Below are 13,452 nucleotides of genomic sequence, written 5' to 3'. Positions count from 1 at the left end.
TCCAGCAAATCAACGATCTACAGAAACAAGGACGAAACAGATGAATTTGGAAGCCACTCAACGCCAACCGGTCGCAAGACTGACCCGAGAGATCTCAATAATACTCATCGGCACAATACTTCTGACACTATCCGCCAAAATCGCGGTGCCATTCTACCCGGTACCGATGTCAACACAAACCCTGGTGGTCTTGGGTCTCGGCCTTTTCCTGGGGCCGGTGCGCAGTAGTCTAGTTGTCGCTGCGTACCTTCTGGAAGGTCTGTTTGGCCTGCCGGTTTTCGCTGGCACGCCTCCCGCACCGGCGGGTCTGGCCTATTTTGCGGGTCCCACTGGCGGATTCTTGATTGGGTTTGCGCTCGCGGCGGCGGCTGCAGGATGGATGGTTCAAAAGCTGGCAGGGCTTCCGCCTTCAATCAGAGCATCTGTAGCGGTCCTCTCCGGTTCGATACTTATGTATTGCGCAGGGCTATTCTGGTTGGGTGGCTTTGTCGGCTATGGCGAAAAATTGCTGAACGCCGGGCTTTACCCGTTCCTGCTTGGAGACCTGACGAAGGCAGCAATTGCTGTAGTGCTGTATACAGGTTTCCATAATCGGGGTCACGCTTGACTGCTGGGCTTTGTTGCCTTGTTCCAGCGCCGGTTCTGACCGGCGCTGGACGCCAGCCCGAGGCTTCCAAAGCTATGCAAAGCAAAAGGCGGCTTTGCAAGTCCCAGACTTTTCACTGTCAGAAAGTGGTCGTATTCAATGACAAAACGCAGCATGTTTCACACAGAGCCGGAACCGTGTCGCGCGCGTGCAGAACAGGTGGCCGAGGGAATCCTGAGGATCGTTGCGAGCAATCCCGGGAAGATGACCTATCACGGGACGAACAGCTACATCATTGATACACCTGACGGTCGGTTCATTCTCGATCCGGGTCCAGCAGAAGACAGTGCACATTTCGAAGCAATTGTCGAGAATCTGGGAGGCAACCCGGCCGGAATTCTAGTGTCACACCACCATTCCGATCATTTCGGTGCCGTGCCGGGATTGCGCGAACGGACAGGTCTGCCCGTTTATGTTTCGCGTGCCTTTCCAGACGATGCATTTCAACCCGACGGGTTTTTGGAAGACGGGCAAAGGATTGCCGGTCTTACTGTCCTTCACACACCCGGTCACGCGAGCGATCACCTCTGCTTTGCGAGGCTGGATGGAGTGTTATTCACGGGCGACCACGTGATGAGTTGGAACAGTTCGATCGTCAGCCCCCCTGACGGCAACATGCGTGATTACTGCGACCAGCTTCAACGGCTTATTGATCGCGACGATAGGATCTGCCTGCCGGGTCACGGGCCCGTACTCCAGGATCCGCGCCCTTACATCGAACGGTTACTTGCCAACCGGATGCGCCGCGAGACCCAGATCCTCAAGCATCTCCTAAATACTTCCGATACAGTCCAGAATATCGCCGCTTCAGTCTACAAGAAATCTGACCCGCATATTGCAATGGCCGCCGAAAGGAATGTTGTGGCTCATTTACAGAAACTTCTTTCTGAATCGCGAGTGGCTCAGGAAGAAGGGATCTGGAGGGTAAATTAACATAAACTTAATTATGCGGCTTTATATTTTTCGTTGCGATAGTATATTATCGTATGTATGCTGAACTCCTCTCACGGAGGTCCCCCAGTATGCGCCATTTACTCAAGAAGCTCCTCCCCTCGGTCGCAGTCGCTTTGGCCGTGACAAGCTTTTCGCTGCCGGCACCCGCCCGCGCGCAGACCTACCCGATCGATTGCGCGATCCTCTTGTGCCTGTCTGGCGGCTGGCCCGCTTCCGTCCCTTGCGCCCGAGCCCGCGCCGAGTTCATCCGGCGGATTACGCCTTGGCCAGTGGAACCGCCGCTGCAAATCTGGCGCTGTCCCATGGGCGCGTCCTATGAGAGCGATCGGCAATCAAACAACGCTGACCGCATAATTGAAGCCTTGTACCGGACCGACAACCGTCGACCGCTCCAATCCTTGCCAGTAGATAATCTCGTTCCCACAGACTTCACCCTTCGGCTTGTTCAGGACCGCGCGGACATCGATATCAGCGGGCCAGAGTTCAATTTCGTGCGGTCCATCCGCGTCTTCGATGTACGGTATGCACGACAGCACGAGTCCGGGCGCGATGGGGATTGTAACCGAAGCGCGACCGTGGTCCTCGGCACCTACGGGACCCAAGGCGATTTCTCATGGCAGCGATCTTCCATAACTGCCCTGCCCGAGGCCCATGTGGGACTTGAACGTTGGGGCCAGAATTGCCCGGGTATCTATCACCGATCTGTCTTCGTCGATTGGCGTGACTATGAGGGCAATTACGGCTTCGAACAGGTGAACTACTAGCGCTGACAAAGACAGCTTTGCCATCATGCTGCGAGAATTTTAGCGTGCTGAGTTGTTCAAATACCGGCCCTTCGCTGCTTTCGGTGCGTTTGTCCGGAGAGCGGACTAAGCACCATTTCGCTGCGGCTGCGCCAGTGGCCGCTTCAGCTCAATCCGAAAAAACGGTTAAACCTAGAGAACCCACAAGGGAATGCTTTCCCCCGCTGCAGGCTACATCACTCACCGCTGTATCAATTGCGGCGCATCGGCATCCCCAAGGGCCATTTCGGGCAGCCAAGTGATAAGCTGAGGAAACGAGATCAGCGCCGCGATCAATGCAATCTCAATGGCAACAAGGGGTACCGCTCCGCGATAGATATCAGACAGATTGATACCCTTCGGTGCGGCCATCTTGGCAAAGAACAGGGCATAGCCGAAAGGAGGCGTCAGGAAGGACGTTTGCAAGGCCAACGCAATCAGGCCAGCGATCCAGATCTGCGCAAAGTAGGCAGAGCCGACGTGATCTGCGAAGTCGAGCTCTGAAATAATCGGCATCAGTACGGGTACAAAGACCAGCAGCACCTCGATCCAGTCAAAAACAAACCCAAGTATGATGATCACGCCAAGGAGGATCGCCAACAGTTCCCACCGGGTGAGATCGAATGCGGATATCCACTCGAAGATGACGTCCGGTCCACCGACCAGGTGGAAACTGAGCGAGAATACCGATGCGCCCAATACGATGAAGAAGACCATCGACGTCATCGTGCTTGTCTGCACCGTGACAGAGTTCAACGATGAGAAAGACAAGCGCTTTCGCGCCAGCGCGACCAATAGCGCGCCAAAAACCCCTACTCCAGCCGCCTCTGTTAGTGTCGCAAAGCCCAGAATGATGCTGAGCGGAATGGATGCGATGACCGCGACAGACGCGAGTACAAACAAGAGGTCTGACACAAGATTGGTCTTGGGTGTGTCCAGCGGGATTTCGACCGTTTTTCTCAAGGTGACCGCAAAGTAGACCGCGAAGGCCATGACCATCAGAAGCACAGGTACGATGAGGGCCACATACATCAATCCGATGCGCAGATAGAACACGTTCGAGATGAAGAACAGCATCACGGCTGGCGGGAACACGACACCCAATGCTCCAGAAGCTGCGACAGCGCCTCCTGCGGTTCGCGGTGCGTAGCCCGACGCCATCATCGGGGCATAGGCCACCAACGCCACAGTTATGACGGAAGCACCGATCACCCCGGCGGCGGGCGCAAGAACGAGGCCGATCAGCAAAGTCGCAATGGCGTAGCGACCGGGAACGCCTGTCAGAAGACGCCCCAGCAAGCGAAACATGGTTTCGGCAATCCCGCTGGCATTCAGGATCAGGCCAAGAAAAATCAACATTGGAACGCTGGTGAATTGGACTGATTCATTGGTCAGTACACCACGGGCCCGCAGGTAGATCAGCCCCAGATGCTGAAAATCAGTGATCCCCACCCAAACCGCAGCGACAAACCCCAAGAAGCCTGTCCCCGCGAGCACCAGCGCCACCGGAAAGCCACTGAAAACCCCAATCGCCATCACGACAAGCATGGCAACCGTGAGGACCTCATTCACCATTGTGCAGGCCGCTTGCTTGTTCCGGTGCACCTTGCGCACGTCTCCCTGTCAGAAAGGCGATGTTGCGAAGGGCTACGATCATCCCGGCAAGAGCCAGCAAGATGGGGCCGATGACCCCGGCAATGCGTTGTGCCCACAACTGAGTTTCCGCGTATTTCGTGGTGCGCATCAAACCGTCCCATCCGTAATAGGTCAGGATGGCGGCGAGCGGCAGAAGGACAAAAAGGCCGCCAATCAGTTCGATCCAAGCAATGCGGCGGGCGGACCAATGTCTGCGAAGAACATCAACGCGCACGTGACCGTCGCGCAGATAGGTATACCCAAAGGTCAAGAAAATTAGGATGAACAGCAGTGACGTGGACAGGTCCGGCAAATAGCTCGACACGCCAAGTTGTAGCTTGCGATCCAGCATCTGAAGCGCGCCATAAGCAGCAATCGAAACAACTGTCAGCCACGCAGTCACGACGCCGATGCCGCGAATGCCACGGTCAATCCAATCCAAAAATCTCAAGCCGAATTCCCTCCCAAAGTTCTTTGCCTGTTAGCTGTTATCCCCCCGTGACATCTCCCTTGCGATTGTCTTGTTCCCGATTTTCCGGCCTGACTTTCGAGGTGCGAAAGCTGTCCCAGAACAGCAATGCTGCCCCACAAAAGATCGCCACGTCAGCCAAGTTGAAGGACGGCCAGTGGTATGACCCGTAATGGAAGTCGAGAAAGTCAGGGACGGCCTGATAGCGCAGACGGTCAAGGATATTGCCAAGCGCGCCTCCGATGATCAGACCGAGCGCCGCACCTGTCAGCCTGTCCGGAGCCTTCCACAGCCAGATCAGCAGCCATGCCACGACCACGGCAGCAAGTGCGACCAGACCCCACCAGGGTACGACCCCGCCGAGCATACCGAAGCTGACCCCATCGTTCAAAACCCGCACGAGGTTGAGAAAGGGCAGAACCTCGACCCCGTTCTCAAGCGCCGGGGAGTTCAGGGCAAGAGCCTTGGTGCCCTGATCAACACCAAACGCGGCGATGGCGCAAAGCCCACCGAGAACGCGGCTGTTCATGCCACCGCCTTCAGATCGGCCCGCGCGTCGCGGATGATCGCCCATGACGAGTGCAGGAACAGTCCGGCGATCCCGAAGGCTACGATGAGATCGGGCCATGCGCTGCCTAGCCAAACCACCAGCCCGGCGGCGATAACGACTGCGGCGTTGCCGATGGCGTCGTTGCGCGAGAACAGCCAGACAGCGCGCATGTTCGCGTCGCCCTTGCGGTACCGCAGCAACGGCAGCACGGAGATGACATTTATCACAAGAGCAATCAGGCCCAGAATCCCCATCAAAGTGGCGTCTGGGGTTGTCGGCTCGAATGCCCTTATGATGGTCGTGCCAAAGACTCCAAGACCAAGCAGGCCGAGGAAGATGCCCTGGATCAGGGCCGACCGCGCTCGCCAAGCGAGGCTCCAGCCGATGGCCAACAGGCCGAGGAAGGTGATTGCGCCGTCGCCGATGAAATCCAACGCGTCGGCCTTCACGGCCTGTGATCCGGCAATGAACCCGCCGATCATTTCAAGAACGCCATAACCAACATTCAGGATCACAACGATCCAGAGCGCGCGGCGATAGCCAGGGTCCTGATGGGCCGCACCTTGCTGAATATCTTCGTCGCTCTCGATGCGGTCAAACCCATACCCTGTTGTCTCGACGGCTTTTTCAATTTCCGGCAAGCGCGCTTCGGGAGCTGTCAAAGTCATTATGTGCGTTGCAGTAGACACTTTCACGGCGTCAGGCGCGATACCCGCAGATTGCGCCGCCCGCTCGATCTGGGCGGCATCCTTGGCGCAATCCATGCCGGAAACGCGGTAACGAAAGGATGGGATATCTGCTATCGCGCTTTCTGCGTTGGCCATGATCGCAGTTCTCCTGCTAAAGTGGATCAAAGGATAATATATCAGTGAGCAATGATATGACGCAGATCGTTGTGGACCGCAAGGTCGGTACCATTGAACAACGAGCAAAACTATTTCGCGGCTTTGCCGACCCAAGCCGCTTGTCTATTCTCGGCGCGCTGTGCGGGGAGCCGCTGGTTGTTCACGAACTCGTCGAGCGTACGGGACTATCACAACCAAACGTATCCAACCACTTGCGATGCTTGTTGGAGTGCGGGCTAGTTAACAGCGACCGAGATGGGCGCTTCATCCGCTACCGTATCAGTAGCGCACGTATCGCAACGCTGTTGAGCGATGTGGACGCACTTCTCGATGTGGTCGCAGGGGGCGTTGAGTCCTGCGACAACTATCGCGGGAGATAAGCAGCCACTAAGCGATGAAATAGACTAGGACAGAGCTAAAGGACGACTGATATTGATGTAACGCGCCGTCAAATTATTATAGCCGCTGTAGGTCTTACCATCATTGCACCCTTCGCCGCGATTGCGCAGGGAGCTCCGTCGATCCACGTTCTTAAGGACCCGAATTGCAGCTGTTGCCGGGTTTGGGTCGATATTCTTCGAGCGGAAGGCTTTCGTGTAACCGAGGAGCGCAGCTTTGGCACTCTGCTGGTTCGGCACAAGTTGGACAATGGCATCCCTCAAGACATGATGTCGTGCCACACGGGCGAGATCGATGGCTACATGATCGAGGGCCATGTGCCGGCTGCAGACATCCGTCGCCTTCTGGACGAACGTCCAGATGCAGTCGGTCTCGCCGTTCCAGGCATGCCCTATGGATCACCCGGAATGGGGCCGGAAGATCAGCGGGAAGCCTACGAAGTATTCCTGATCCGGCGCGACGGTAGCACCGAAGTGTTCACGAGTTATGACGCAGCCTGAGGTGAAATTAGACGATCAGAAATAATAGGGAGAAGACGATGACACAGCATAGACTACGATTTATGGGTTTGGGCGCGGTGTTTGTCATCATTGCCACTGTGGCCGTCGCACAGCAGCAACGAGGCGATTGGTGGGGCCACGGGCCGATGGGACCGGGCCACATGTGGTCTGAACGCATGCCTGGCTGGGGGCACGGAAACATGGGACCAGGCCAGCAGCAGCGCATGCAACGACACTGGACTTACATGAACGAGGGCGTGCCCGCAGCTTATCGGGGTGCTCGGAACACTATTCGCGCGACGCCTGAAGTTATCGCGGAAGGCAAGACGCTATACACAGCGAACTGCGCAAGTTGTCATGGAGCCGAGGGTCTCGGGGATGGTGAGGCCGGTCGGTCTCTCGTGCCTTCTCCGGCTCTCCTTAGATGGTTTGTTCAGATGCCGATGTCGGGAGACGAGTATCTGCTCTGGGCAATTTCTGAGGGCGGTCAGCGCTTCGGAACAGAAATGCCAGCCTTCAGGGAAGCGCTGACTGAAGAAGAAATCTGGAAAATCATCGCATACATGCGTGCGGGGTTCCCGTGATACCGCGCACCGCGAACACTTTGTAGAGCTTTTGGCGGTGCTTCCAAAAATACACAATTTCGCCGATCACCACCAAAACTGACATTGGTGGAGCGCGCAGCATCGCTCACTCTGGGCTCCTTCGAGACCTTCGCTGCCATCAGCTCAAATGACCGGTACGCTCGCAGACCCTTTCCATCAATATGAACTGGCGGCTGCGTGAGAATCCTATCCACTGTCACTTTTTCGAATCCGCGTGAGCGCATCGAAGTCGATTTCTTGCTTCTGTTCGTCACTTATATCCGGCCGGGTTTCCGATACCGGCTGGGGCCCTTGGACGTCCCACATCACCGCATGTGAGCCTGTACTCCAACGATAAACCCAACCAACAACACTGCACCCATCGGTCCCGATCAGATTGGCGATCGCGACGCCCTCACCCCTATCATCGTTCACTGTTTACTGACTTCCTGCACTGTGGCGCTGCGAATTGCGGCGTGGGGTTGCAGAGCGTTCACTACGACCGCGCGCCGGACTTCGACCCGCGCGGGGAATGCCTCGCGCGGCCCGCGCGCTCACGCGCGTGACCAATCCCCGGCTTCAGGGATCACCACGACAAAAGGCCCACTTTCCCTTTGAGGGTTCAGCGGGCCTTCATCGTCTCAGATGTCAGGGGGAGGAGTCCCCTGCCCTACCAGTCGCGCGCCAGCATGATGGTCAGCACGCGCATGGTGGTGGCAGGATTGTCCGGGGTCTCAGCCCCGTAGCGGAAGTCCGAGTCTGCTTCGTAGAGATCGATCTTCCAGAACACGGTCTCGCCCCGGATCTCGACCGCCCCGAAATCGTGCCATCCCTCGGGATCATTCTCAGGCTCGAATGTATCAAACGCACCGGTCGCCTTCACCGCCTCGGCCATGAAGCCGTCACCGGCCTCCATAAGCGCGCGGGTGACATGCATGCGGCCCTGGATGGGCTGCGCGGGCGGCACCCCAAGGCACGCGAGCTTGCGAAACGCGTCGTTTTGCGCCGCGATCACGGTCGGATCCGGAAGGTCTGGCTGGGGTTGAACATTCATGGACATGGGGATCTCCTTTGAGAGGTTTGAAACACCCTTCTCAAAGCCCACTTTTCCTTTTCCGCTTGGCGGAGGAACCCGGTCCAAACCTGCCCGAACCAAACAGTTCCAATAGTCCGCTCTGCGGGACTTTTCGGGCTTTCGCTGCGCCGTTCACGAAGGTCCGTTGCCCCCTCTTCTTTAGGGTGGACTAAGCATCGAGTAACGCATCGATCACCGCGCATTCTGGGGCAGCATCGCCGGTGCATCGCGCAACAGTGTCCGACAGGACGCGCTCGATGCGCTGCAGATCGGCAATCTTGGCCTGAACGTCAGTCAGATGATCTTCGGCGATGATCTGCACCTCGGCGCATGTCCGGGATCGGTCATCGACCAGCCCAAGCAGCCCGCGAACCTCTTCGAGAGAAAAGCCTAGATCGCGGGACCGCATGACGAATTTCAGCCGCTTGACGTGGGCATCGTCGTAGCTTCGGTAGCCCTTCGTACTGCGCGGCGGGTCCGGCATGATCCCGATTTTCTCGTAATAGCGAATGGTTTCCAGGTTGCAGCCCGTTGCGCGGGCCAAATCGCCCCGCCGAATTGATCTCACGCTTGTGTTACTCATTGTGCCGAAAAATCCCTTGAGCCTGTATCAACTACAGACCCTAGAACGGTGGAAACATCTGTTCAAGGAAGATTCGATGGAACAACATTTGGCGGAACTTCCGCAATCTCAGTCGCAGAAAATTGGCGACGAAACCACCAAGGGATGGGGCGTGACCGGCCTCGGCGTCCTCGGTGCGCTGGCGATGACTTCTTGCTGCATCCTTCCATTGGTGCTGGTCAGCTTTGGCGTGACAGGCGTGTTCATCGCGCAGCTCGGGGCGCTCTATGCCTACAAATGGTACACCTTCGCGCTGAGCGCCGCGTTTTTGGGATACGGCTTCTACAAGGCTTACAAGCCTGTAGATGCCGAGGCCTGTGCCGATGGCACCTGCGCCCGCCCCATCGACCGCCGCATCATGCGCGCAACCCTCTGGGCCGCTTCCGCGATTGTCGCTGTCGCCATGATCTTTCCCTACATCACCCCCTTCATCCTGAAATTCTGAACGAGGACCATGACCATGAAGCATCTCCTGTTATCCGCCCTGGCCATCGTCGCACTCTCGACCCCGGCCCTCGCTGAAGAGCGCCAGGTCGAGATCGCCGTCAGCGAACTGACATGCCCGTCCTGTTCGTTCATTGTTGCCAGCTCGATGCGCGGTGTTCCGTCGGTCGAGATCGCCGCATTCGAGGACGGCCCCGAATACGGGCAGGGTGTTTACAGCGTGACCTACGATGACGCCGAAACTTCCATCGAAAGCATCATCGGCGCGGTGACGGCCAATGGCTATCCGGCGCAGGTGCTGCCCGACACAGCCTCCTGAGCCGCCTGCAATGCGTGACAATCTCCTGCAATGCGTGACAATCTGATGGGTGGCCTGCTGGCCTTCGGAATAGCAGCTCCGGTCGTGGTCGTCTGCTGCGGCGGCGGAACTGCCGTGCTTGCAGCGTTGTTCGGCGGCGTTGGGGCTTGGCTCTCTGGAATGAGTGGCATTGCCGTGCTGGTTTTGGCGGGTCTGACCTACCTGATCGTCCGCGCACTGCGTCGTTCGCAAATGAAACGCGCCTCCGGCCCCGACCCATCACAAAGAAAGACGGCTCCTTGACTGACACACCTGAAAATTCCGACCGTCTGCTGAAATGGGGGCTTGGCGGTGCGCTCTTCGCCGCGCTCTGCTGCTTTACACCGCTTCTGGTCGTCATCGTCGCTGGCGTCGGATTGTCGGCCCTCACGGGCTGGCTCGATTACGCCCTGTTCCCGCTGCTGTTTTTCAGCCTCGCCGTGGTGGCACAGGCCCTTTGGCTGCGCGCTGGCAAACCGGGACCGGCCCCGAAACTTTGGGCCACCGGCCTCGCGGTGGCCCTGTCGATCCTGATCATTCTTCTCGAATTCAGGTTCGCAATACGGATCACAATCGGCGTTTTCGCCGCCACAGCACTCTACGCGGTTCTCCTGAACCGTGCGCAAAAGAAAGGATCGCTCTTATGATGATGGGATGTTGCACCGCCACCGGCATGGTCTTCGGCCTCCTCGGCATGTTGACACCGCTGATCGCCATCGGCGCGGTCATATATCTGCTCGCCGCCAGACCAAAAGACCCCGAACATGGCGAGGCGCGCTGAGATGAAAGACCTGAACAAAAACGACGATGAACAGGGCGGCTATGACCTGATCGTTCTTGGGGCCGGATCGGCGGGGTTCTCCGCCGCAATTACCGGCGCGGATGCCGGAAAGCGTGTCGCCCTCGTAGGACATGGCACCATCGGCGGAACTTGCGTCAACGTGGGATGCGTGCCCTCCAAGGCGATGATCCGTGCGGCAGAGGCCGTGCACTGTGCGGGGGCTGCCAAGCGGTTCCCCGGCCTGTCGGGACGGGCACAAGTGGATGATTGGCAGACGCTCGTTCAGTCCAAGGACGATCTGGTCACGACCCTGCGCCAGAAGAAATACGCGGACCTTCTGCCGGAATATGAGGATGTCGATTACATCGACGCCGGTCCCGCGCGGCTGATCGAAGGTGGCGTGACAGTCGGTGAGCGAACCCTGAAAGCACCGAGGACCATCATCGCCACGGGCGGGCGTCCCGTTCTGCCGACCATCGACGGCATCGAGGAAATCGGCGCGCTCAACAGCACCAGTCTTCTGGAACTCGAAGTACTGCCGAAAAGCCTGATCTTCATCGGCGCGGGCTACATCGGCGCGGAGCTGGCCCAGATGATGAGCCGCATGGGCGTGAAGGTCACGCTTGTCGCCCGTTCGCATCTGTTGCCCGGCGCGGAACCAGAGGTCTCGGAGGCATTGGCGGCGGCGTTCGAGGCCGAAGGCATCACCCTTCTGACCGGGTTAAGCTACGACACTGTGCGCCGCGACGACGCGGGCGTGACACTGCGCGTGATCCAGAACGGAAAGCCTGTCGAAGTGACGGCGGATCACCTCGTTTCGACCGCTGGCAGGCGGGCCAATACCAAAGATATGGGCCTGGACGCAATCGGCGTGGAAACCGACGCGCGTGGGTCCATCGTCGTCGGCGAGGACATGCAGACATCGGTGCGCGGCATCTATGCCGCAGGCGATGTGACCGACCGCGACCAGTTCGTCTATATGGCGGCCTATGGTGCAAAGCTCGCGGCCAAAAATGCGGTTCTCGGCGAAGACCATCGCTACGACAACGCCGCGATGCCCTGGGTGGTATTTTCCGACCCGCAGGTCGCGGGCGTCGGTCTCGGTGAAGCCCAGGCGCGGGACGCGGGCCTCGACGTCAAGACGTCCATCGTACCGCTCGATCAGGTGCCGCGCGCACTGGCCGCACGCGACACGCGCGGATTGATCAAGCTGGTGGCGGACAGAAAGTCCGACCGGCTGCTTGGCGGCCAGATCATCGCGCCCGAGGGGTCCGATACGATCCAGACCCTCGTTATGGCGCTGAAGTTTGGCATGACCACAAAGGCGCTCGGGGAGACGATCTTCCCCTATCTGACGACCGTGGAAGGGCTGAAGCTGGCGGCGCAAACCTTCGATATGGACGTGGCAAAGTTGAGCTGCTGCGCCGGATGAAGATCAGGACAAGGACCGGAGAATGAATGAAGACTACGACCTGATCGTCATCGGGGCGGGCATGGCGGGCGTGGCCGCGGCCAACAAATGTGGCGCGGCAGGATGGCGTGTCGCCATTGTCGATGCGCTGCCCTACGGCGGCACCTGCGCATTGCGCGGCTGCGATCCAAAGAAAATCCTGCGGCGCGGTGCGGAAATCATGGACGCGGCACGGCTCATGCAGGGCAAGGGGATCGATCCCGGTGATCTGTCGATCAACTGGGCCGATCTGATGGCACACAAGCGTGGCTTCACCGATCCCGTGCCGGACAAGATGGAAAAGGGCCTGTCGGGCAACGGCGTCGAAACCCTGCATGGAGCCGCGCGGTTCACGGGAAGCAACACGCTGGAGGTCGATGGAACGGCATATCAGTCGGAACGGTTCCTCGTGGCCGCCGGTGCCATGCCCAGGCCGCTGAGCTTCACAGGGGCCGATCTCGTGATCGACAGCACGGATTTCCTCAACCTGGAGGCCCTTCCCAATCGGGTTCTTTTTATCGGTGGCGGCTTCGTGTCCTTCGAGTTTGCGCATATCGCCGCACGGGCCGGAGCCAACCCGATCATCGTGGATCGTGGCGCCCGGCCCTTACGCGGCTTCGATCCCGATCTGGTCGAAATGCTGATCGACCGCAGCGGCGGTATCGGCGTGGACCTGATGCGCGAAACCGAAATCGTATCGGTCTCGGAAGCCAGTAGAGCATTCACTGTCGAGGTGAAGTCGGGCGATGAAACCCGAACAATCGAAACCGATCTGGTCGTGCATGGCGCGGGCCGTGTGGCAGCCCTGGCCGATCTGAATCTTGAGGCGGCTGGTGTTGATTACAGCGACAAGGGCATCGTTGTAGCCCCGCATCTGCAAAGCACGACAAACAGCGCGGTCTTTGCCGCCGGAGATTCCGCCGACACCGATGGCATGCCGCTGACGCCAGTCGCAGTGATCGAAGGGAAGGTCGCGGCCTCCAACATGCTCAAAGACACTCAGACCGCACCGGATTATGCCGGTATTCCTACAGCCGTCTTCACAGTCCCGGAAGTGGCGCGTGTCGGCATGTTGGAAAGTGAGGCAAGGGACGCCGGGTATGATGTCGATGTTCGGTTCACCGACACTGGCGATTGGTATTCGAACTACCGGATCGGCGAGACCTCTGCTGCCGCGAAGGTCCTCGTGGACAAGTCGAACGGCAAGATCCTCGGCGCGCACCTGTTCGGCCCGGAATACGGCGAACTGATCAATTTCTTCGGGCTGGCAATCAAGCTGGGCCTGGCGGCCAAGCAACTTAAGTCGATGACGGCGGCCTATCCAAGTGTTGGATCGGATTTGGGCTCGCTTCTCTGAATTTGAAAGATTTTTCGCAATA

At 58.5% G+C, this 13,452-nt stretch carries 20 protein-coding genes; 13 read left to right on the top strand and 7 right to left on the bottom strand.

Annotated elements, in window-relative coordinates:
• Positions 1-40: 40 nt before the first annotated feature.
• From DYI42_RS00665 to DYI42_RS00655, 3 genes are all read left to right on the top strand, one after another.
• Entirely contained in the window at positions 41-607 is a 567-nt protein-coding gene (locus tag DYI42_RS00665; RefSeq protein WP_074838768.1) for a biotin transporter BioY, read from the top strand.
• Positions 608-745: 138 nt separating this feature from the next.
• Positions 746-1,579: an MBL fold metallo-hydrolase gene (locus tag DYI42_RS00660; protein WP_240672155.1), complete on the top strand. Its 834-nt coding sequence runs from the start codon at positions 746-748 to the stop codon at positions 1,577-1,579.
• Positions 1,580-1,668: 89 nt separating this feature from the next.
• Entirely contained in the window at positions 1,669-2,364 is a 696-nt protein-coding gene (locus DYI42_RS00655) for a hypothetical protein (RefSeq protein WP_230802396.1), read from the top strand.
• A gap of 219 nt (positions 2,365-2,583) precedes the next feature.
• Here DYI42_RS00655 and DYI42_RS00650 read toward each other — a convergent pair whose 3' ends face one another.
• Genes DYI42_RS00650 through DYI42_RS00635 form a run of 4 tightly spaced genes read right to left on the bottom strand, consistent with a single transcriptional unit; the run spans position 2,584 to position 5,860 of the window.
• Entirely contained in the window at positions 2,584-3,996 is a 1,413-nt protein-coding gene (locus DYI42_RS00650) for a TRAP transporter large permease (RefSeq protein ID WP_342344581.1), read from the bottom strand.
• Positions 3,947-4,468, bottom strand: a complete 522-nt coding sequence (locus tag DYI42_RS00645; RefSeq protein ID WP_232279250.1) for a TRAP transporter small permease subunit — start codon at positions 4,466-4,468, stop codon at positions 3,947-3,949. The genes DYI42_RS00650 and DYI42_RS00645 overlap by 50 nt, the downstream gene beginning before the upstream one ends.
• Before the next feature lie 37 nt (positions 4,469-4,505).
• Complete coding sequence (gene lspA, locus DYI42_RS00640) at positions 4,506-5,015, bottom strand: signal peptidase II (RefSeq protein ID WP_058314162.1); 510 nt, start codon at positions 5,013-5,015, stop codon at positions 4,506-4,508.
• Positions 5,012-5,860 carry a cation transporter gene (locus DYI42_RS00635; protein WP_037207713.1) on the bottom strand — a complete coding sequence of 283 codons (849 nt, stop codon included), beginning with the start codon at positions 5,858-5,860 and terminating at the stop codon, positions 5,012-5,014. Before DYI42_RS00635 ends, lspA begins: the two co-directional genes overlap by 4 nt.
• A gap of 56 nt (positions 5,861-5,916) precedes the next feature.
• On the opposite strand from DYI42_RS00635, the gene DYI42_RS00630 reads away from it, so the two are divergent.
• From DYI42_RS00630 to DYI42_RS24630, 3 genes are read left to right on the top strand one after another with little or no spacing between them, the layout of a single operon-like run.
• Positions 5,917-6,261, top strand: a complete 345-nt coding sequence (locus DYI42_RS00630) for an ArsR/SmtB family transcription factor (RefSeq protein WP_163852058.1) — start codon at positions 5,917-5,919, stop codon at positions 6,259-6,261.
• 51 nt (positions 6,262-6,312) lie between these two features.
• Positions 6,313-6,780, top strand: a complete 468-nt coding sequence (locus DYI42_RS00625; protein WP_163852060.1) for a DUF411 domain-containing protein — start codon at positions 6,313-6,315, stop codon at positions 6,778-6,780.
• A 38-nt stretch (positions 6,781-6,818) separates the two neighbouring features.
• Positions 6,819-7,364, top strand: coding sequence for a c-type cytochrome (locus DYI42_RS24630; RefSeq protein WP_209599666.1), 546 nt, complete (start codon positions 6,819-6,821; stop codon positions 7,362-7,364).
• On the opposite strand, the gene DYI42_RS00615 is transcribed toward DYI42_RS24630, so the two are convergent.
• From DYI42_RS00615 to DYI42_RS00605, 3 genes are all read right to left on the bottom strand, one after another.
• Positions 7,268-7,474 carry a hypothetical protein gene (locus DYI42_RS00615; protein WP_162797850.1) on the bottom strand — a complete coding sequence of 69 codons (207 nt, stop codon included), beginning with the start codon at positions 7,472-7,474 and terminating at the stop codon, positions 7,268-7,270. The two genes, DYI42_RS24630 and DYI42_RS00615, sit on opposite strands and share 97 nt — an antisense overlap.
• Before the next feature lie 560 nt (positions 7,475-8,034).
• Complete coding sequence (locus DYI42_RS00610; protein WP_064260186.1) at positions 8,035-8,424, bottom strand: DUF3768 domain-containing protein; 390 nt, start codon at positions 8,422-8,424, stop codon at positions 8,035-8,037.
• A 184-nt stretch (positions 8,425-8,608) separates the two neighbouring features.
• Positions 8,609-9,022, bottom strand: a complete 414-nt coding sequence (locus tag DYI42_RS00605; RefSeq protein ID WP_153218054.1) for a MerR family transcriptional regulator — start codon at positions 9,020-9,022, stop codon at positions 8,609-8,611.
• Positions 9,023-9,098: 76 nt separating this feature from the next.
• On the opposite strand from DYI42_RS00605, the gene DYI42_RS00600 reads away from it, so the two are divergent.
• The 7 genes from DYI42_RS00600 to DYI42_RS00570 are packed head-to-tail and all read left to right on the top strand — an operon-like array spanning position 9,099 to position 13,430.
• Complete coding sequence (locus tag DYI42_RS00600) at positions 9,099-9,506, top strand: mercuric transporter MerT family protein (protein WP_007803565.1); 408 nt, start codon at positions 9,099-9,101, stop codon at positions 9,504-9,506.
• A gap of 15 nt (positions 9,507-9,521) precedes the next feature.
• Positions 9,522-9,824 carry a hypothetical protein gene (locus DYI42_RS00595; RefSeq protein ID WP_040545980.1) on the top strand — a complete coding sequence of 101 codons (303 nt, stop codon included), beginning with the start codon at positions 9,522-9,524 and terminating at the stop codon, positions 9,822-9,824.
• Between the two features lie 30 nt (positions 9,825-9,854).
• Complete coding sequence (locus tag DYI42_RS00590; protein ID WP_072629817.1) at positions 9,855-10,106, top strand: hypothetical protein; 252 nt, start codon at positions 9,855-9,857, stop codon at positions 10,104-10,106.
• Positions 10,103-10,489 (top strand): mercury resistance system transport protein MerF, encoded by a 387-nt coding sequence (merF, locus tag DYI42_RS00585; protein ID WP_007803570.1) that lies wholly within the window; start codon positions 10,103-10,105, stop codon positions 10,487-10,489. Before DYI42_RS00590 ends, merF begins: the two co-directional genes overlap by 4 nt.
• Entirely contained in the window at positions 10,486-10,623 is a 138-nt protein-coding gene (locus DYI42_RS00580; protein ID WP_007803572.1) for a hypothetical protein, read from the top strand. The genes merF and DYI42_RS00580 overlap by 4 nt, the downstream gene beginning before the upstream one ends.
• A gap of 1 nt (position 10,624) precedes the next feature.
• Entirely contained in the window at positions 10,625-12,055 is a 1,431-nt protein-coding gene (merA, locus tag DYI42_RS00575) for a mercury(II) reductase (protein ID WP_057796628.1), read from the top strand.
• A 22-nt stretch (positions 12,056-12,077) separates the two neighbouring features.
• The gene (locus tag DYI42_RS00570) at positions 12,078-13,430 is read left to right on the top strand and encodes a dihydrolipoyl dehydrogenase family protein (RefSeq protein WP_017467591.1); all 1,353 of its coding nucleotides are present in this window, start codon (positions 12,078-12,080) and stop codon (positions 13,428-13,430) included.
• Positions 13,431-13,452: the final 22 nt, after the last annotated feature.

It is taken from the genome of Vannielia litorea, assembly GCF_018424695.1.
GTDB classification, from domain to species: Bacteria; Pseudomonadota; Alphaproteobacteria; order Rhodobacterales; family Rhodobacteraceae; genus Vannielia; species Vannielia litorea_A.
This window is presented reverse-complemented; position numbering and strand designations above follow the sequence as displayed.

What these genes read in the sequence shown, in the direction of transcription:
- DYI42_RS00665 (WP_074838768.1), top strand. Translation starts at nt 41, where the DNA reads ATGAATTTGGAAGCCACTCAACGCCAACCGGTCGCAAGACTGACCCGA.
- DYI42_RS00660 (WP_240672155.1), top strand. Translation starts at nt 746, where the DNA reads ATGACAAAACGCAGCATGTTTCACACAGAGCCGGAACCGTGTCGCGCG.
- DYI42_RS00655 (WP_230802396.1), top strand. Translation starts at nt 1,669, where the DNA reads ATGCGCCATTTACTCAAGAAGCTCCTCCCCTCGGTCGCAGTCGCTTTG.
- lspA (WP_058314162.1), bottom strand. Translation starts at nt 5,015, where the DNA reads ATGAACAGCCGCGTTCTCGGTGGGCTTTGCGCCATCGCCGCGTTTGGT.
- DYI42_RS00635 (WP_037207713.1), bottom strand. Translation starts at nt 5,860, where the DNA reads ATGGCCAACGCAGAAAGCGCGATAGCAGATATCCCATCCTTTCGTTAC.
- DYI42_RS00630 (WP_163852058.1), top strand. Translation starts at nt 5,917, where the DNA reads ATGACGCAGATCGTTGTGGACCGCAAGGTCGGTACCATTGAACAACGA.
- DYI42_RS24630 (WP_209599666.1), top strand. Translation starts at nt 6,819, where the DNA reads ATGACACAGCATAGACTACGATTTATGGGTTTGGGCGCGGTGTTTGTC.
- DYI42_RS00610 (WP_064260186.1), bottom strand. Translation starts at nt 8,424, where the DNA reads ATGTCCATGAATGTTCAACCCCAGCCAGACCTTCCGGATCCGACCGTG.
- DYI42_RS00605 (WP_153218054.1), bottom strand. Translation starts at nt 9,022, where the DNA reads ATGAGTAACACAAGCGTGAGATCAATTCGGCGGGGCGATTTGGCCCGC.
- DYI42_RS00600 (WP_007803565.1), top strand. Translation starts at nt 9,099, where the DNA reads ATGGAACAACATTTGGCGGAACTTCCGCAATCTCAGTCGCAGAAAATT.
- DYI42_RS00595 (WP_040545980.1), top strand. Translation starts at nt 9,522, where the DNA reads ATGAAGCATCTCCTGTTATCCGCCCTGGCCATCGTCGCACTCTCGACC.
- DYI42_RS00590 (WP_072629817.1), top strand. Translation starts at nt 9,855, where the DNA reads ATGCGTGACAATCTGATGGGTGGCCTGCTGGCCTTCGGAATAGCAGCT.
- DYI42_RS00580 (WP_007803572.1), top strand. Translation starts at nt 10,486, where the DNA reads ATGATGATGGGATGTTGCACCGCCACCGGCATGGTCTTCGGCCTCCTC.
- merA (WP_057796628.1), top strand. Translation starts at nt 10,625, where the DNA reads ATGAAAGACCTGAACAAAAACGACGATGAACAGGGCGGCTATGACCTG.
- DYI42_RS00570 (WP_017467591.1), top strand. Translation starts at nt 12,078, where the DNA reads ATGAATGAAGACTACGACCTGATCGTCATCGGGGCGGGCATGGCGGGC.